Here is an 18,273-nt window from a genome sequence, read left to right on the forward strand (position 1 = left end):
TCCCGACCGGATTCCCATCGGCCCTCTCCCTGCGCGGCCCGGATCAGTTCCGCATCGCGGCCAGCTGCTCCGCCAGCACCCGGCGGTCCAGCTTTCCGTTGTGATTCAGCGGCAGGTCGGCCCGGTGGGTGAATCTGTGCGGCACCATGTACCGCGGCAGGCGTGCCGACAGCGCCTGCCGGAGCTCCGCGGCCGGCCGGGCCGTACCGGTGTACGCGGCCTCCAGCCGGATCTGCCCGTCCTCGTCGCGCAAGGCCACGACGGCCACATGGCCGATGGCCTCCTGTTCCCGCAGCACCGCCTCGGTCTCGCCGATCTCCACCCGCTGGCCCATGATCTTGACCTGCTGGTCGAGCCGTCCGAGGTGCACCAGGGTCCCGCCCTCCAGCACCTGGACCAGGTCACCGGTGCAGTACCAGTGGTCCTCGTCCGGCACATACCCGCCGGCGGTCTCCACCGGGCGCCCCGAGGCGTCCAGGAACCGCCCCCGGTTGTCCTTCTCGTCGAGGTAACCGGCGAACCGCTGTACGCCGCGCAGCCGCAGCTCGCCCACGTCGGAGGGCCGACCCTCCTCGTCCACCACCTGATGGTCGAGGTGAGGGTAGACCTCGCCGATGGGGAGGGTGCCGTTGGCCGTCTGCGGCCAGTCCTCCGTCCTGTCCGGCAGCCGGTACTGCGACGAGAGAATGGTCAGCTCGGTCGGCCCGTACACGTTCTCGATGACGCTGTGCGGCGCGGCGGCACGCCAGGCTCTCGCCTGCTGCACCGTGAGCTGCTCGCCGCCGAAGAGGGTCCAGCGCAGTGACCGCATCGAACCGGGGGCAAGTCCTCCGGTCAGGTCGGCCATCGTGATCACGGACGGCACCGAGAACCAGTGCGTGATCCCCTCGCGGGCCACGAACCGTGCAGGCTTAGGGAGTTCGGCCCGTCGCGGCACGACCAGTGTGGCGCCCGAGCCCCAGGCGCCGAACATCTCCAGGACGGACGCGTCGAAGGCCAGGCCGCTGTTCTGGGCCATCCGGCAGCCGGGCCCGAGCGCGTAGCGGTCGATGACGTACCGCAGGAAGGCATCCATGCTGCGGTGCGCGATCGGTACGCCCTTGGGAGTGCCGGTGGAGCCCGAGGTGAACAGCACGTACGCGATGTCCTCCGGCAGCACCTCGACCGGGGGCAGGTCGACGGGGGCCGCGTTCCCGTCGCGCAGGCGGGTCAGGAGGTCCTCGGACAGGAGCAGGGCCGGTATCTCCGGACCCTCGGGAACCGGAGCGCGGTCGGTCAGGTGGAGTTCCAGGCCGGCGGTCCGCGCGATGTGGGCCTGCCGGGCCGGCGGGAAGGACGTGTTGAGCGGGACCACGGCCGCGCCCAGGCGCAGCACCGCCAGGGTCGCCGCGTACGTCAGCAGGTTCGACGCGGTCGTCAGGCCCACCCGGGCGGGGGCCCGGCCGCCGCACCGGGTCAGGATCTCTCCGGCCAGGGCCGCGGCCAGACCGTCCAGTTCCCGGTAGGTGAGCCGCTCGCCCCCGGCCTCCAGGGCGATGAGATCGGCGTGCTCGCGCGCCGACGCGGCGAACCAGTCGTGCAGTTCGCGCGGCGTTCCCCGCTCTCGTCCCGTCATCGGATGCCCGCCTTCGCATGCCACGCGCGAAGCACTCCGCGCTCCTTCTCCGGATCGATCCCGAGGACGATGTCGCCCTGCTTGTAGGGTGTCTCGGACGGACCGCGCTCGCGCAGCCACTCCCAGGTGTCCGCGACCGTCTCGCCGAGTGGGCGGCAGCGCAGTCCGGCGTCGACCGCCTTGGCGGGGGAAGCGGCCCAGGCGCCCGCCATGGCGGGCTGCTCCGTCGCCCAGAACGGCAGCTCGGTCCAGGCTCCCACCTCGTGGTCCGCGAGCAACTCCTCGTCTATCCAGACCGGTTGTGCCCCGGCCGCCGTCACCTGAGCGCACAGGTCCAGCAGTTCCCCGAGGGTCGTGGTGTCCTTGGGTCCGGCGACGAGGTAGTGCCCGGCGGCACCGGCCTCCAGCAGGTCCATGGCGAACGCCGCGATGTCCCGGGCGTCGATGAGCTGGATCGTCTGTTCCGGCCGCCCCGGTGCGAGGACCTCACCGCCGCGCGCCATGCGCTCCAGCCACCAGAGCAGCCGTCCGGGAGTCTCGCGCGGACCCACGATCAGCCCGGGGTTGAGGATGAGGACATCGCCCTCGAAGTACTTCTCGACAGCCCGCTCGCACCCTGCCTTCAGCGCATTGCCCGGCACGTCGTCCACGGCTGCGTCCGGCGGACAGGCATGGCGCGCCGAATCCTCGCTGACGGGCCCGGCGGGCCAGTCGGAGTAAACGTGGAAGGACGAGACGAAAAGGTACGTTTCAGCATGCGCGCTGAGTACGCGCGCCGATTTCCCGACGGTACGGGGATGGAAACCGCTGGTGTCGATGACCGCGTCCCAGGGCCCCGCAGTGGCCAGGGCCTCCAAATCGGTGGGATTCTCCCGGTCGCCGTGAAGGTTCTCCGCTCCCTCGATGTCCGGTCCGGACTTTCCCCGGTTGAAGACGGTTAAGGTGTGACCGCGGCCGATTGCTTCCTGCACAAAGGCTTGTCCCAGGAATACCGAACCGCCCATGACGAGAATCCTCATTGTGACATGATCACGCAACTGCCGCCGCTTGACAAGGAATCAGGACCTCAGGACCCCGACAAACGCCTTGGACCGGTATGGTTGCTCGTTCCTTGCGGCCGATGTGACAGGCGCCGCGAGGTCCGGCGATGTCCAGGACCTGCTTGACAATGCCTTCGATTCCGGTCCGCAAGGCGTATTCGGGCCAATACCCCGGCAACGTTTCGGCCGTTATGCTGCCCATCCCGCACCACGACCCGCGTCCTCACCGCCGCGCAGGCCCGCACAATCGGCGAAGCCGCGACCCGCCCCGGCGCCCGCTCGGCCGTCCGCCATCGCCGGCCTACTGCACTCGCAGCAGACCCGAATGTCTGCGCTGCGTTCGGCAGACGACGAGAGACCGGGGGAGTGCGAGCGTGAGGGCGGCCCGGGACTGTCGGCCCGGCTCGTGTGGCGTACCCCCTGGAAAGGCGCGTCGATGTCCCCGCTCGCCCGTTGACGCCATGGGCACCGGCTCGCCGTCGTCCTGGCCCGGGTGGGCTGCTGGTCGCCCCCGGCGCCACGACAGGCGCCGCCGGCAGCGCGGCGGGCGGAGCGGCCGGGTCGTCCGGCAGGTCAAGGACAGGACCGGGCATTGCTCTGCGCGCTGTCACTCTCATGCTCTACGCTGCATCACAGCGGCAGGACGCGCACGCCGCACACCCATGCGCACGGCTCCCACGCAGCCAGCGCGAACAGGGTCAAGGCCCTCCGGGCCCGCGCCACCACGGTACGGCTATGCCGATGTCACGGTGGGAGGCGTGGGATCCTGCCAGAGATCGAGAGACCGTGCCCAGGAATGGGTCAAACGCCCGCAAGAAAGAGGCCCGTGCCCGCGCGAAGAGACTAGGGCTGTCCTACACAGCGGCGCTGCGGCTGAGCAACGCGGTGCAGGCCGCCGCAGTACATCAGGCGTCTGACGGCGTCGTGGGGCCCCACACCGTTGCCGACGGCTCGGACGCGCCACGTGAAACGTATGCGGACCGCCTCGTGAGACGCCGCCGGATCGACCCTGCCGCAGCCAAGGCGAGGATGATGGAGAAGGGCGTATGGCCCGTGTCGGACTGGCCCGGTGGAGCCCGCAAGTGGCTGTGCGTATGCATGACGTGCGGGTCCTTCGTCACTCCGACCTACAACAACGTCATGCGTCCCGGCCGTGGTGGCTGCACCCACTGCGCCCGGAAGGCGGCAGCCGCACGGCGCCGTCTCTCCGCCGCAGAAGCGGTGGACATCATGCGCGCCGCCGGAGTCGAACCGCTGGAGGACTACCCCGGCGTCGACGCGCCGTGGAAGTGCCGCTGCCTGAACCCCGAATGTCCGGGCGTATGGAACGGTGAGCCCGCCGACATCCGCCCCCGCTTGTCCGACGTGCGAGTGAGCAAACGGTCGGCCTGCAAGTACTGCGCGCGACGCGCGGTGCGTCCGGAGCGTGCCACCCGGCAGATGATCGAGCGAGGAGTGCTGCCGGTTGAGGAGTACCCAGGGGCATTGAAGCCATGGAAGTGCCGATGCCTTGCCTGCGGCGCCCTCATCACACCCCGGTACGCGAACGTGGTGCTGAACGGGGCGGGCGGCTGCGCCTTCTGCGCCAATCGTGTACGGGTGCCTGACTCGGTCGCCATCGAAGAGATGCGCGCGGCGGGGGCGGAGCCCTTGGACCCGTACCCCGGGGTCAACACCCGCTGGTGTTGTCGCTGCCTCAACCCGGATTGCGGGCAGGAGATCCATCCCCGACTCGGCACTGTCCGCACCGGCAGCAGGCCATGCAAGTGGTGCGCCGGCACAGTGACCGACCCCCGCACCGCCTCCGACTACATGGTCACTTTTGGCGGCGTTGAGCCACTGGAGGCCTATCCCGGAGCCAGAACTCCCTGGCGCTGCCGCTGCCTGACCTGCAAGCGGACTGTGACGCCCACACTGGGCAGCGTCAAAGGCGGACGCAGTGGGTGCCGGCACTGTGCTGTCGGCGCCGTCCGCACCGACAAGGAGGCCCGGGAATACGCGTGCGCCCGCGGCTTCATTCCTGATCCCGAGATCCCCTACCGCACCTCTCGTACTCCGTGGCCAGGCATCTGCAGGGTGTGCGAGGCCCCGTGCAGCCCAAGGCTGGACAATCTCCACCGCCAGGGCCCGTGCCGCAATTGTGCGGACTTCGGTTTCAACACCTCGGCACCGTCCGTGGTCTACCTCGTCGTCCACCCGAAGCTACGAGTCGCGAAGGTGGGGGTCTGCAACATCGGTACCCCACGGCTCCAGCAGCATCAGCGGGAAGGCTGGGAGGTTCACGAGACGGTCCATCTGCCCATGGGCTGGCAGGCTTTGCTCGTGGAGCAGGCGGTACTCGCGGTCTGGCGCAAGGAGCGAGGGTGGCCTCCCGCCCTTACAGCCGCCGACATGCCTCAGGCGGGGTACACGGAGACAGTCGCGCTCGCTCACGCGCCCGTAGAGACTCTGTGGCTGGATGTACTGCAGGCCTGTTCCCAGGTACTTCATGGCGGCCGGCCGGAAGGGGACCAGCCAGCGGCCTGAGCCGGCTGGGCGGCGCCGAGGCCCTGCCGAGCCTGCCGGGCACCCCCGACGGCGGCCCTGAAAGCCGCCGCCGTGCTCAACTCCGAGGATGCCTGCCCGGAGCAAGCCGTCACCCGCTCCTGGGCAACGAGCCGCGGCGCCCCCAGCCGCCGCCGGAGCCTCGGGTGTCCAAGACCGTGGGGGCACTGTGGGGGCGCTCGCGGTGACGGGCCGTGGCGTCGTGGGCGCAGCGACCACCAGTTCGGCCCCGGCGGAGGAGATGCCGGGCCTCGGCCGGCGAGATCCTGCCGCGACCTGACACCTCGGCGGCCGATGGGGGAGAGGGACGGTCCGGCGCGTGGCGCGGGCCGCACCGGAACCCGCCACCCGATGGCCATCAACGAGGCCGCACAGTCGGCTCCTGCGACCCTCAGCCCGACATGGGGAGTGCAAGCCCGCCGCTGCGGGCGTCGCGGGGCGGCCTGCCGTTGTCCGGGACATGGGCGAGCCATGCCTCAGCCCTCGACCAGCGCACGTGGAACGCGTGAGGCCGGCTGCTACAGCTGCGCTTGTGAGCAGCCCGTTCGGCACACCTCGGCTGCCGTACCGCTCTGCCGGAGACCGGCCAGTCCGGTGACCGACACCCCTGGTACTCCAGCTGTAGATCGTGATCTTCACCGCCTACCAGGAGATCGTGCTGGCCGGCGGCTGCCATCTGATCTTGTTCGGTTTCGGCAAGGTCACTGCTGACGGCTGGCTGGCCTCGCGAGAGTGAGTTCGGTCCACCGTTCCAGTTCCTCGGCGTGGCTGGCGACCGCGGCGGCCTCCTCGGGTATGGGCTCACCATCGCGGGAGCGCAGTGCGAGTGGCCAGGCCGGGGTGCTGGGCTGCGCTTCGTCGAAGGGGTGCCGGTCCCAGGCTGCGTCGAACCGCCGGACGCGGCCGTCCTGGTCGGCAACCTCATCGCCTGGTGCGCGGAAGGCGTAGGGGCGGATGCTCTGGAAGGTCTCCTCCACCCGCCCTCGGGATCCGGCGACCTTCACCGCCCGAGGAGGGATCCTGCGGCCGGATGCGGAGGTCGTCCTTGAGATCGGACACCGGCCACGTGCCGTGGGAACCTGGGCGGATGGCTGATCGTCCTCTCAGACATGCCTCGCGTTCTCATTCTTGGAATCGACCCGCGTGCCGTGCCCGGTATGGACGGAGACGCTCTTCGAGCGGCCCTCGACCAGGAACTGGCCCGATTCGGCGAACACGCCATCGATGCGTCCATGACGCTGATCGAGCTGGATGAGTCGGCCGAGCCGGCGATCGTTGCAGCGCTGTCCGAACACGACTGGGACGTCGTCGTCATCGGAGGTGGGATCCGCAAGCCGGAGCCGCTTCTGCCGCTCTTTGAGCAGGTCGTGAATCTGGTCCGGCGCCATGCGCCGAAGGCTGCGATCGCGTTCAACACGAGCGGCGGCGACAGCGTCGAATCAGCCAAGCGGTGGCTGTGAGCCAGAAGTCGCTGACAGGCTTCGGCGGCGGCGGGAGAGCAATGCTCAGGGCCGCGATCCGGACCCGGTGACCTCTTCGTGGCGCTGCTGGCCGTCAGGGCCGAGACGATCAGTCGCTTCAGGCCTCGCGGGAGGCTGGCTGTCCGCTCCTGCGTGAGCTTCGGCGGGTGATTCGTCTGGTCGTCAGGGTGATCGCGGCCCAGGTGATGAGCGATTCCAAGTGCCCGAACTTCCGCGGGCCCGCGCCCGCGCCCGCGCCTGCCGGCGCGCGGCACGGCGCCCCTGGAGGAGACGACGACACCTCACCCGCCGCCCGCCCCCGTGCACGTTCCGGGAGGGGCGCCGGGCCGGGGGTGTCAGCCCTTGAGCTTCTCCGGATCCATGACCTCGCCGGCCGGCGGGGCCGTGACCGTCACAGGCTTGTTGAAGGCCGAGAAGTCGAACGAGCCGGGCTCCTTGCCGCCCTCGGCGGTCAACCTGAGCGCGTAGGGCTCGCCCTCGGCGGCCACCAGGAGGGTCTGGGTCGCGGCACCGTCCTTCCCCTTGAGCGTCACGGCGGGCGTGCCGTTGACGTCGGTGTCCGCCTTCCTGGTCAGGTGGCCCTCCTTCTCGTCCTTCTCGAACATCGTGCCGATGTCACAGAAGGGGAACTTGTCGTCCGCCTTCGCGTCCTGCGCCGGCATCTTGAACCAGCGGCCCTTGAGCATCTCGATGAGGGCCTCCGTGTCCTCCGACGAGGAGCCGTCCTCGCTGCCCATCTCCCGCCAGAACTTCTCGTCGCCCTTCATGTAGGCGGCGCCGCCGACCTGACGGATCTCGGCGGACGCACTCTCCGTGCCGAAGGTCCCCTGACAGGCACCCCTCTTGGCGACGGCGAAGTCGAAGGTCATGTGCTTGCCGTCCGTGGTCATGCTGCCCTTGACCCTGAACGAGTCGAGCTTCGTCATCGCCACCCGGGCCTTCTCGGAGATCTGGTCCCCCGTCAGGCCCTTGAACGCCTCCGCGGTGGCCGAGGCGGAGCCGCCTGACGCCTTGGGGTCGTCCGACTTGTCCGTACCACAGGCGGTCAGGGCCATCAGAGACATCACACCGAGGCTTGCCGTGACCATGAGGGTCCGATTGCTCATTTTTTATTTCTCCTTAAAGCAAGACCGTCCGCTGATCGGACCCGGGAAGGACGCAAAGGGATGCGAAGATCGGCACGTGATCCGCCTCACACGAGGTGAGGGCCCGCCGAGGGACAGCACGAAGACGTTCGCGTCGCCGCGCGCGGATCTGTAGGCGACGCCCTGCCTGGCGGTGACCAGCCACGGGAACCAGGCGGAGTGGATAGGCGCCGGGACCGCCGTGGCTCGGGTCTGTTCGCCGTGCCGCCGGCCGATGCCGAGCCAGCGACCCGCCCCCAGGGCCGCCAGACCGCCGGCACCCTTCCGGGGCCACCGCCGACGTGGGCCCGCACACGCCGGTGCTCGGCATCGTCTTCCTCCTGGCCGCGCAGGAGGGGACGTCCGGCTCGTCTGCGGTGCGGGACGATCATCCTGGCGCCCAGGTAGGCGCCGTCCGCGATCACCGTCGTGCCCGCTGCCACGGCCGGCAGGTCCGACTCGCGCCAGACATGTGCGTCTGCCTTGTTCCGCCACCGGGCGGGTGTCGGCATCGATGACGACCTGCACATTCGCCGAGAACCGGTAGTTGCGTGAGGACGCACCGACCCTTGCAGAAGAGTCGAGGCGGCGGTCTTCGCTTACCTGGAGTACGTCCCCGGCGTATGCCCGAATGCGCGGCGGAAGACGTCGATGAACGCGCTAGTGGACGACCACCCGCACTGGTTCGCGACCCTGGTCACCGGGGTGTTGTGGGCCAGCAGGACCAAGGCATGGTGAAGGCGCAGTTGGGTGCGCCACTGGGTGAAGGTCATGCCGAGGTCGTTGCGGAACAGCCGGGACAGTGTGCGGTCGCTTGCTCCGACCTCGCGTCCGAGTTCGGCAAGTGTGCGGTTGTCCGCAGGGTTCGACCACAGAATGTCGCACACGCTCCGCAGCAGGGGAGCAGTCGGCGTGGGCAGATGCAGTGGTTGCTGGGCCGAGGCGTGGAGCTGGTCGAGCAGCACCGCGCGCAAGCGCGACCGCTCGGGGCTTTCGTCGTTCTCGGTGAGGGTGTAGGTGATGAGCAGCTCGCGCAGGAGCGGACTCACGGAGAGCACGGCGGGGACGTCCAAGTGGAGGGGGTTCTCCTGTACGGGCAGCCCTACCAGGTGTAGTTCGAGGTCGCGGTGGGCCTGGTGGGCGTGGACCGTGCCCGCCGGCACCCAGATGGCTCGCGTTGCGGGGGCGACCCAGGAGCCGGTGCTGGTGGTGACCGACAGGACTCCACGACCCGCGTACACGATCTGATGCTCATCGTGCCGGTGAGCGGCGATCTCGGCCCCGGACGCCAGGTTCTGGGTGCGAGTGGGTGCTGTGGGCTCGTGGCGGACTTCAGTCATTGTTTGGCAGATTATCGGAAGCGCGACCGGTGGCGACCGTTGACGATGACGACGTGCGAAGAAACTCCTCGATCACGCTGCTGTCCGTCGGTCATGCCTGCGTCGACATCTATCAAGGCGCCGTGGCCTCCCTCGTGCCGTACTTCGTTGCCGAGCGCGCTTACAGCTACGCCGCCGTCTCAGGCATCGTGCTTGCGGCCTCCGTGCTCTCGTCGGTGGCGCAACCGGTGTTCGGCGCACTGACCGACCGTTGGGCGATGCCCTGGCTCCTGCCGCTCAGCACCCTGCTGGGAGGCGTGGGCATCGCCCTGAGCGGAGTGAGCGACTCCTACACGCTGACGCTGGCCGTCGTTGCGGTGTCCGGGGTGGGCGTCGCCGCTTACCATCCGGTATCCGCCCGGGTGGCCCGGCTTGCCAGCCACGGCAGCCACAGCGCGATGGGATGGTTCTCGCTGGGCGGCAACTTGGGCTTCGCGATGGCTCCGGTCATGGTCACCGCCGTGGTCGCCACCGGAGGATTGCGCCTGACGCCGTTGCTCGTGGTCCCGGCAGCCATCGGTGCCGCACTGTGTCGACCCGTGCTGCGGGCACTGGGGGCACAGCAGACCCACGCGGCCGACAAGTCGGTGGCAGACGAGGACGATACCTCCTCGTTCATACGGCTGTCGCTCGCCGTGGTGTGCCGCTCCATCGTCTTCATCGGCCTGAGCACGTTCGTCTCGCTGTATGCGACCCAGCGCATGGACGGCAGCAAGGCTGCGGGCACGGCCGCACTGTTCCTTCTGTACCTCGGCGGTGCGGTGGGCAGCGTGCTGGGCGGTTCGCTGGCCAGCCGCTGGGACCGGGTCACCGTTTCCCGCTGGTCCTACCTCCTGACCGCTGGATCGGTCGCCGGCCTGGTGTTTGTACCCGGCCCAGCCCTCTACCTGTTCGTCATGCTGACCTCGGCCGGCCTGTACGTCCCCTTCTCACTGCAAGTCACGCTCGGCCAGGACTACCTGCCCTCCCGTGTCGGCACCGCCGGCGGAATCACGCTCGGCCTCACCGTGAGCGTGGGCGGTCTGGTCAGCCCGCTCATCGGCACTGTCGCCGACAAGACCTCGCTGCAGACCGCACTGGCCCCGCTGATCCTCATGCCCGCACTCAGCTGGCTGTTGTTCCGCACGCTGCCCGAACCCGCCGTGCCGCCGTCCGTGGACGCGCCACCGAAGGGGGAAAACGCCGATGCCGCACACTCTCCCGTCCAGGCACATGAACAGCAGCAGTGAGCACGCCGCAGGATTGTCCAGGCGGAGTGTGCTGGCCGCCGGGGCACTGACCGCCGCCGCCGTGGCCTACCAGACGGGCCGGGCCCCTGCCGCATCGGCCGCCGCCAAGCCCGCCATCTTCTACGCCCCGCACCAGGACGACGACGCGATCGGCCTGGCCGGGTCGATCCTGGAGCACAAGGCGGCGGGCCGGCCCGTCTACCTCGTCCTGGTGAGCAACGGCCGTAACCCCGATCTGGCCGTGCGCATGAACACCGACCCGTGCCCGCTGACCCAGTGGTCCAGCCCGCACCCGTGTGCCGCGGGCGGTCGGCACAACCTGTCCTGGCCGACGGACGGCACCACCAAGGTCGTCGCCGCCCGGACCGCGGAGTTCATGGCCTCCGCGAAGGCGCTGGGCGTCGACAAGGTCATCAACTTCGAGGTGGTGGACGACGGGTTCTCCAGTACCTCCGCCTACAACAAGCTCGTCGACCGGATCGACGCGAAGGTCCGGGCCCTCGCCGCGCAGTACCCCGGCGCCTCGCACAAGTTCACCGCCGGCTGGCTGGAGCACACCGAGACGCACAAGGCGTGCAGTGACGTCGCCTACCGCCTGATGAACGACGGCACGATCTCGGACGTGCGCTTCAACCACGTCTACGCCTACGAACGCCCCCAGCAGGACCGTGCGGACGGTGCGGCCTACGTGCTGAACATCCCCGGCTCCCACATGAAGATCAAGCGCAACGCCATGTACGCCTACAACACCTGGGACCCGAGCCGGAACCTGTACGCGCTCGGCTATCACAGCGTCCCGGAACTGCTGGAGGCCGCGCACGCCGACCCGCGCGAGTTCATCCACACGCTGCCCTCCGGCTACCGGCCGGGCAAGGGCAACTGACCTCCTCACGCACACCTTGACGAAATACCACCGGCCGACGGCCCCGAGCCGCGGCCTCGAACCACTCACGGGGGAACCACCCATGAACACCGCCCGTCTCCGCTTCACGCTGCTCGCCACCGCGGGCACCGCTCTGACCCTGTCCCTGACCGCCTGCCAGAGCGACTCGGGCACCAAGTCCTCGTCCGCGGCGTCGCCCGCGGCCACGGTGGCGTCGTCACCGGCGGCCACCGCGGCGAAGGCCGGTCAGGGCGCCGGCGCAGCCGACGCGACGGCATCAACCGACTCGGCGGGAGCGAAGAGCGGGACGGGCTCCGCGGGCTCCGCCGACGCCTCCGCGGGTTCGACCGGCACGACCGGCGAGCAGGTGACCGCCTCCACCCCGGTGTGCACCGCGGCGGACGTCCGCATCAGTGCCGCCAGGCAGGACGGTCCGCCCTACACCCACATCGTCCTGACCGCGAAGAACACCACCCGGCACTCCTGCCGGCTGACGGGCTTCCCGCACGTCCAGTTCCTGGAGAGCCACAAGCAGGACGTCCCGGCCGTCGCCAAGAGCAAGCCCGCCACACCGGTCGTACTGGCGGCGGGCACCCCGGCCTACGCTCTGGTGAAGCTGTCGGACGGCGGGGTCGACGAGAACAACGAACCCGTGTCGGCGTTCTCCGTCACGCTGGAGGGCGACCCCACGGTCATCGCGGTCACCGCGCCCGGCAGCGAGGGCATCGCCGTCGACCCGGCGAAGGCCCTCACCGGCTACTGGACTCCCGAACTGCGCAGCGGCGCGGACGACTTCTGAGTCCCGCCGCGCGGGACGCTGTCCCGCGACCTGCCCCCGGGCAGCACGGGTCGCACCAGCGCTGGAGCCACGGCTCAGGCTCACGCCGGTGCGACCGCCCACCCCGCCGCCGACGGACCCGACCCACCTGTGCGTCCTCGGACACGCAGCGGTGCGCAGTAGGACAACTCCGCCAGCGCAACGGCTCCTAGCGTCGTGCCACGACAGGACTGACCACCCTCGATCCGGAGACGCAGAGAAGACCGTGCTGAAACGAATATGCTCCGCCCTGCTGGCCCTGGCCGTCTCGATGGGCCTGGTGACGACGCTGAGCGGTACCGCATCGGCGACCAACTACCAGGTGATCGACTGGCACATCTCGAACATCACCGCAGGCGGCAACACCCACCACCAGAACTACTGGAACCTGATCGACGCCATCCACCGGTACACCTACGGCGATGTGACCGGCGTCAACAACGTCACCGAGACCACCACCGAACGCGGCCGCCTGATCCAGGTACGCGTCCTGGACACCAACAACGCCCACCTCGCGTCCGTGTACCTCTGGGCGAACGACCTCTACGTCGCCGGCTTCTACGCCCCGCAGACCAACACCCACTGGGCGTTCCAGGACCGCATCAACGAGTTCCAGACCGCCTTGGGCGTGACGGTGCCCGCGAACCGCCGGATCGCCAGTGGCAACTACAACGACATCCCGGGCGGCAACGACCGGGGATCCCTCGCTCCCAACCCCGGGAACATCTACAACGCCATGCGCACCCTCGGCCGCGCGGCTGCGTACGACGACGCGACGGGACGCGCGGTGCTCATGGCGACCCAGATCTTCTCGGAGGCCGCACGCTTCGGTGTGGTCTTCGACGTCGTCCGGGGCAACATCCAGGATCCGAACCGGAACCGTCCGCTGAACTACTTCGACCCGCAACGCGGAAACATCCTGGCCGCCAACGTGGAGAACCAGTGGGGGGCCATCAGCAGGTTCATCCGTGACGCGCGCGCCAATCCGTCCGGCCAGAGCATCTACATCATGGGCCACACCGTCACCACCATCGCGGCACTGCTGTACTACGTCGGCTTCGTCGAGGCCAACGGGGGCATCATGCACAGCAGGTGATGACACCGGCCCCGGGTCCGCGCCCGGGGTCGCCGTCCTCACACGGGATGCGGATGCCGGCAGCCGTTCAGGAGGCGGGCAGGCCGCCGGCACTCCGAAGCGGCGGGAACGGCACGCCGCCCAGCGATGCGAACAGGGCCGCTGCTGCCGGGATACCGCAGCAGCAGCGGCATTCGCGGCAATGCCAGGCCGGCTCGGCGGTGCACCGGGACGAAACAGGATGTGCTCACCGCGACCCTGCGCAACGACCGCGGTCGGATCGCCGACGAGTGGTCCTCGTGCCGCGGAGCGCGGGGAGTTCTGGGCGTGCCCCCTCGTCGTACACAACGGTGCCGCGGGTACGGGGACTTCATGTCGAAACCGATGCGCAGAGCAGGCGTTGTCCTGGCGATGTATGTGCTGTTCGCCGTGATATTCCGGTACGGCGCGGGTGACGTTGGCTGGGTGCCGGCGTTGCTGGGTGCTCTCGTGGCGACGCCGCTCGTGCTGTGGATGATCTGGTTGCGTCGCCGTATCAGGGAGCGGGCGCAGGAGTGGGGGCGGCGGAGGTTCCGGCCTTGGCCTGAGGAACGGAACCGCTGAGGTTCGACCTCCCGCCGGTCGAGCAGGTACTGGGCGGAGGTGAGGCGCCTCCGCCCGGTGGGTGCCGCGACCGGACTCGGGGGGACCGGCCGCGACACCCTCACCCTGGGAAGCACTCCCGACGCAGTCAGAGGAGTGCCCCTTGCCGGCGCTCGCACACGGGGCCGAACGGGTGACCTGATCACGTGCCGGCCGCGCACGGCGAGCGGGCGGCGGCGCTGGGTGCCGACACGGTGCGTGCCGTGGGTGACGTCCATAGGCTGGAGGTGCTCGGGGTGAGTAGGGAAGGTGTGCCATGCCCCGAGCGATCTGGTCCGGCGCGATCTCCTTCGGCCTGGTCACCGTGCCGATCCAGGTGGTGAGCGCCACCGAGGACCACAGCATCCGGTTCCACCAGTACCACCTGCCCGACCAGGGCCGGGTCCGCTACCGCAAGGTGTGCGAGCTGGAGGACCGCGAGGTCTCCCAGGAGGAGATCGGCAAGGGATACGAGCTGACCCGGACGCAGGTCATCCCGATCACCGACGAGGACCTCGGCAACCTGCCCCTGCCGACCGCCAAGGCGATCGAGATCGACGCGTTCGTACCCCTGGAGTCCATCGACCCGATCCGGATCGCCGACGGCTACTACCTCCAGCCCGCCGGCCAGGTCGCGGCCAAGCCCTACAAGCTCCTGGTGAAGGCCCTGTCACGGTCGTCGAAGGTCGCCGTCGCGAAATATGCCTGGTCCGGCCGGGAGAGACTCGGCCTGCTGCGCGTCCGCGACGACGTCCTGGTCCTGCACGCCATGCGCTGGCCCGACGAGATCCGCGACCCCACCGAACTGCTCCCACCGCCGACCGAGGTGTCCGAGGCGGAGATCGACGGCGCGCTCGCCCTGATGGACACCATGACGGTGGACGCTCTGGAAGGCCCTGAGTTCCAGGACCACTACACCGAGGCCATCGCGCAGCTCATCGAGGCCAAACGCAAGGACAAGCCGCTTCCGCAGGCGCCGGAGCCGGAACAGCCGGCCGCCGTGCTGGACCTGATGGCCGCGTTGCAGCAGTCGGTGTCGAAGGCGAAGGCATCCAGGGGAGAGCACGCCGGCTCGGCCGAGGTGCACGAGCTGCCGCGGCCGAAGAAGGCCGCCACGCCGAAGAAGTCCGCCGCGAAGAAACAGCCGGCCAAGAAGACCGCGGCGAAGAAGACGGCCACAGGCAAGGCAGCCGGCCGCCGCCCTCGCAGCGCCTGAACCCCGCTGAGCGGACCTACCGCCGAGCCGCCCGATCCAGTGGCATCTCTGGATCTACTACCGAGTCGCACAGTCTGCGTACCCGGTCATCAGCGCACGCGGATCACCGACCGGCTGTCCCACTCGCTTGGCCGCCGGGCCACGGCGCTCGTACCTCGGCGCTGTTCCGCGACGGCTTCCGCCAGGGGACCGGCCCCCGCGCGCTGGAGGGCAGACTGGGCCAGGATTCGGACCGGGCCCGCCGACGCCGCCGCGCCGGGAGCCCGGGAGCGGGCCGCCTCCCGTATCCCTCGTGGCGGCAGTCGCTCGAACGGGCGCATCGTCCCGAACCCTTACCCGATGTTTCCCCCGCACGCGCGACATCGGATGCAGGGACGTGCTTTCTACACCGCCCCGGCCTACGGGAGCAGCACGCGGGCATATGGCCGGCTGCGTGCCGGGCGAGGGCGCCACAGCTCCGGGCTGAAGCCGACGTGCGCCGCGTGGCCGAGAGCCGCACGGCACCCGCCGCACCGACGACCGGGCCCAGCTCCTCGGCTCCTCGGCGCCCGCCACCGGATGACCGTGACCGGCGAGGTATGGATCGTGGTGCCGGCTGAGTACGAGATCGTGGCTCCCGGGCCGCCAGCTCTGCCCTCCCGACCGCAGGCACCGCCGTCCTCGCCCTGGCCTTCGGAGCCGACAACACGACGCTCTACGCCTCGGGCGCACACGTCCCGCTGCGGTCGTACGACATCTCCCCCCACCACGTGGCCGCCCAGGTGTGCGCACGTGTCCGAACGGGCCCGACCCGCACCGAATGGCGCACCTACATCCACGGCGCCCCCCTACCGGCAGACCTGCTGAGCTCTGCGACACAGACACGTCGGTCCCCGGCACCTGCACGCCCCGGGGCCGGTGCCGAGGTCTTGCCGCCGTCGGCGAGAAGGTCCACCCCGTCCAGAGGTGATTGCAGGCCGGGGGCAGGCCCCTGGCACCGGCCCGGCCCGTTGCCCGCGGCTCGCGGGAGCGTCGTGCTGCCCTCGACGTAGCGCAGGCGCCCGTAGATGTCGTACGCCGGTCTACGGCGGCGGACCGGACGGGAGGTGCGTCGGCCGCGTGAGCCTGCCACCGCTCGTGAGAACGGTGGGTCAGGGCGAAGTGTGCGGGATCTCCGTGCTCGGTGCGGCTGCAGGCGTGGTCATGTCGAGCAGCGACATGGCGTCGTGGTCGGGGGTGCCGGGCTCGGCGGTGTAGACGCCGATGCGCTGGCCGGGGGTGCCTTCCAGGTGCATGGACTGGGAGGTGAGCGTGACCGTGCCGACGCGGGGGTGGCGGAAGGTCTTCTGCGCGGGCTTGCGGCCGGTGACCTCGTAGCGTTCCCACAGCCGGGCGAAGTCGGGGCTCTTGAGCAGGAGTTCTCCGACCAGGTTGGTCAGGTCGGGGGCGTCGGGCGCGGTGCCGGCGACGGCGCGCAGGCGGGCGACGCAGCCGGTGATCTGGCGGTCCCAGTCCGGGAGCAGTTCACGCGCGACCGGATGGAGGAAGAGGTAGCGGGCCAGGTTGCGGTGCTTGGCCGGCCAGTCGTCCAGGCCCGCGTACAGGGCGAGGCCGCCTGGGTTCCAGGCAAGCATGTCCATGCTGCGGCTGATCACGTAGGCGGGGTTCGGCCGCAGTGATTCCAGCAGCAGTTTCAGGTGGGGGCGCACGGTGCGGCTGGGCGCAGGCGGAGGTTCCGGGGCGTAGCGGGCGGCGCGGGCGGCGAGCTCGCGCAGATGCTGGTGCTGTTGGTCGTCCATGTGCAGGGCGCGGGCGAGGGAGTCCAGGACGGCGGGGCTGGGGCGGGTCTCCTTGCCGCGTTCCAGGCGTACGTAGTAGTCGATGCTGATGCCGGCGAGGGTGGCCAGTTCTTCGCGGCGCAGGCCGGGGGTGCGGCGGATGCCGGTGCCGACGGTGAGGCCGACGTGTTCGGGGCTGGTCTGGGTGCGGCGGGCGCGCAGGTAGCGGCCCAGCTCGGCGCCCTCGCTGCTCGCGCTCTCGGATGCCATGACTCCAGTCTCACCCGATGGGCACCCGCCGCGCGGGCGGGAGGGGGGCCCTGTCATTACCCCCGAAGAACCCGCCCTGCCACACCTGAACGATCCGGATGAAGGTGAATGAGGAAATCGCCGGCTCCCTTCGCCCCGGCTCCCACTGGCACGACCTGCCGGGCCGGCAAGAACGCGGAGTCGGGCAACGCCACCGACCGGAGAAGGCGAGATGCGGTACATCAAGCTGCGTGACCTGGAGGTTTCCCGGATCGGCCTGGGTGCGATGGGCATGTCCCACGGCTACACCGGCTCGGGCACCGACGACGCCGAGTCGATCAGGACCGTGCACCGGGCGATCGAACTGGGCGTCACGCTCATCGACACCGCCGAGATCTACGGCCCCTACACCAACGAGGAACTGCTCGCGCGGGCGCTGAAAGGGTGCCGGGACAAAGTGGTGCTGGCCACGAAGTTCGGCCTCGTCTCGCATGGCGGTGACGGCCCGTGGAACCTGGACTCCAGCCCGGCCAACATCCGCACCGCGGTCGAGGGCTCCCTGAAGCGGCTGGGCACCGACCACATCGACCTGTACTACCAGCACCGGGTGGACCCGAACACGCCGATCGAGGAGACCGCCGGCGCGGTCAAGGAGCTGATCGAGGAGGGCAAGGTCCGCGCCTTCGGGCTCTCCGAGGCCGGCCCCGACACGATCCGCCGCGCCCACGCCGTCCAGCCGGTCACCGCGGTGCAGTCGGAGTACTCCCTGTTCACCCGCGGTATCGAGGAGCGCATCCTGCCGATCCTGCGGGAGCTGAACATCGGCCTGGTGCCGTTCTCACCGCTCGGACGCGGCTTCCTGACCGGTACCGTCCGCTCCACCGACCACTTCGACGAGAACGACTTCCGCCGCGGCAACCCGCGCTTCACCGGTGAGAACTTCCGGCACAACCTCGCGCTCGCCGAAGAGGTCGAGGCCCTGGCGGCCGAGGCCGGCGCCACGCCCGCGCAGGTCGCGCTGGCCTGGCTGCTCGCCCAAGGCGACGACATCGCCCCGGTCCCCGGCACCAAGCGCGTCAGCCGGGTCGAGGAGAACACCGGCGCCGACACGGTCTCCCTGACCGGCGAGCAGCTCGCCAGGCTGAGCAGCCTGCCGCCCGCCGCCGGCGCCACCCACACCGAGGCCCAGGCGCGGATGCTCGAACGCTGATCACCCACGCCCCCCAGCCCCCAGTTTGGAGTA

Annotated in this window: 13 protein-coding genes and 1 pseudogene; 8 read left to right on the forward strand and 6 right to left on the reverse strand. The window is 69.9% G+C overall.

What is annotated here, in order from left to right; all coding sequences use genetic code 11:
- Positions 1–43: 43 nt before the first annotated feature.
- Both IG05_RS0100475 and IG05_RS0100480 read right to left on the reverse strand, forming a co-directional pair.
- Positions 44–1,615 carry an AMP-binding protein gene (locus tag IG05_RS0100475; RefSeq protein WP_030338228.1) on the reverse strand — a complete coding sequence of 524 codons (1,572 nt, stop codon included), beginning with the start codon at positions 1,613–1,615 and terminating at the stop codon, positions 44–46.
- Complete coding sequence (locus tag IG05_RS0100480; RefSeq protein WP_030338230.1) at positions 1,612–2,634, reverse strand: NAD-dependent epimerase/dehydratase family protein; 1,023 nt, start codon at positions 2,632–2,634, stop codon at positions 1,612–1,614. The genes IG05_RS0100475 and IG05_RS0100480 overlap by 4 nt, the downstream gene beginning before the upstream one ends.
- A gap of 1,242 nt (positions 2,635–3,876) precedes the next feature.
- Here IG05_RS0100480 and IG05_RS47520 point away from each other — a divergent pair.
- Together IG05_RS47520 and IG05_RS0100500 are read left to right on the forward strand one after the other, a co-directional pair.
- Positions 3,877–5,181, forward strand: a complete 1,305-nt coding sequence (locus tag IG05_RS47520) for a hypothetical protein (protein ID WP_158838669.1) — start codon at positions 3,877–3,879, stop codon at positions 5,179–5,181.
- 1,127 nt (positions 5,182–6,308) lie between these two features.
- Positions 6,309–6,659, forward strand: coding sequence for a hypothetical protein (locus IG05_RS0100500; RefSeq protein WP_030338236.1), 351 nt, complete (start codon positions 6,309–6,311; stop codon positions 6,657–6,659).
- 356 nt (positions 6,660–7,015) lie between these two features.
- On the opposite strand, the gene IG05_RS0100505 is transcribed toward IG05_RS0100500, so the two are convergent.
- The 3 genes and pseudogenes from IG05_RS0100505 to IG05_RS0100510 all read right to left on the reverse strand — a co-directional run bounded on the left by IG05_RS0100505 (position 7,016) and on the right by IG05_RS0100510 (position 9,144).
- On the reverse strand, positions 7,016–7,786 hold the full coding sequence (locus IG05_RS0100505) for a hypothetical protein (protein ID WP_158838671.1): 771 nt from the start codon (positions 7,784–7,786) through the stop codon (positions 7,016–7,018).
- A 317-nt stretch (positions 7,787–8,103) separates the two neighbouring features.
- Positions 8,104–8,371: pseudogene (locus IG05_RS50170) on the reverse strand (transposase family protein); the annotation flags it as partial.
- Positions 8,372–8,403: 32 nt separating this feature from the next.
- Positions 8,404–9,144 carry a helix-turn-helix transcriptional regulator gene (locus tag IG05_RS0100510; protein WP_030338240.1) on the reverse strand — a complete coding sequence of 247 codons (741 nt, stop codon included), beginning with the start codon at positions 9,142–9,144 and terminating at the stop codon, positions 8,404–8,406.
- A 53-nt stretch (positions 9,145–9,197) separates the two neighbouring features.
- Here IG05_RS0100510 and IG05_RS0100515 point away from each other — a divergent pair, with 53 nt between their 5' ends.
- From IG05_RS0100515 to IG05_RS0100540, 5 genes are all read left to right on the forward strand, one after another.
- Positions 9,198–10,412: an MFS transporter gene (locus IG05_RS0100515; protein ID WP_051789413.1), complete on the forward strand. Its 1,215-nt coding sequence runs from the start codon at positions 9,198–9,200 to the stop codon at positions 10,410–10,412.
- Complete coding sequence (locus IG05_RS0100520; protein ID WP_158838674.1) at positions 10,396–11,295, forward strand: PIG-L deacetylase family protein; 900 nt, start codon at positions 10,396–10,398, stop codon at positions 11,293–11,295. The genes IG05_RS0100515 and IG05_RS0100520 overlap by 17 nt, the downstream gene beginning before the upstream one ends.
- A gap of 82 nt (positions 11,296–11,377) precedes the next feature.
- Positions 11,378–12,094 carry a DUF4232 domain-containing protein gene (locus IG05_RS0100525; protein WP_030338245.1) on the forward strand — a complete coding sequence of 239 codons (717 nt, stop codon included), beginning with the start codon at positions 11,378–11,380 and terminating at the stop codon, positions 12,092–12,094.
- Between the two features lie 244 nt (positions 12,095–12,338).
- On the forward strand, positions 12,339–13,208 hold the full coding sequence (locus tag IG05_RS0100530) for a ribosome-inactivating family protein (RefSeq protein ID WP_030338247.1): 870 nt from the start codon (positions 12,339–12,341) through the stop codon (positions 13,206–13,208).
- 877 nt (positions 13,209–14,085) lie between these two features.
- Complete coding sequence (locus IG05_RS0100540; RefSeq protein ID WP_030338251.1) at positions 14,086–15,024, forward strand: Ku protein; 939 nt, start codon at positions 14,086–14,088, stop codon at positions 15,022–15,024.
- Positions 15,025–16,154: 1,130 nt separating this feature from the next.
- Here the strand turns inward: IG05_RS0100540 and IG05_RS0100545 are convergent.
- Positions 16,155–17,051: a helix-turn-helix transcriptional regulator gene (locus tag IG05_RS0100545; RefSeq protein WP_030338254.1), complete on the reverse strand. Its 897-nt coding sequence runs from the start codon at positions 17,049–17,051 to the stop codon at positions 16,155–16,157.
- Positions 17,052–17,262: 211 nt separating this feature from the next.
- Between IG05_RS0100545 and IG05_RS0100550 the strand changes: the two genes are divergently transcribed.
- Positions 17,263–18,240: an aldo/keto reductase gene (locus tag IG05_RS0100550; RefSeq protein ID WP_030338256.1), complete on the forward strand. Its 978-nt coding sequence runs from the start codon at positions 17,263–17,265 to the stop codon at positions 18,238–18,240.
- Positions 18,241–18,273 lie beyond the last annotated feature (33 nt).

It is taken from the genome of Streptomyces sp. NRRL S-1022 (assembly GCF_000720135.1).
In the GTDB taxonomy this organism is placed as follows: domain Bacteria; phylum Actinomycetota; class Actinomycetes; order Streptomycetales; family Streptomycetaceae; genus Streptomyces.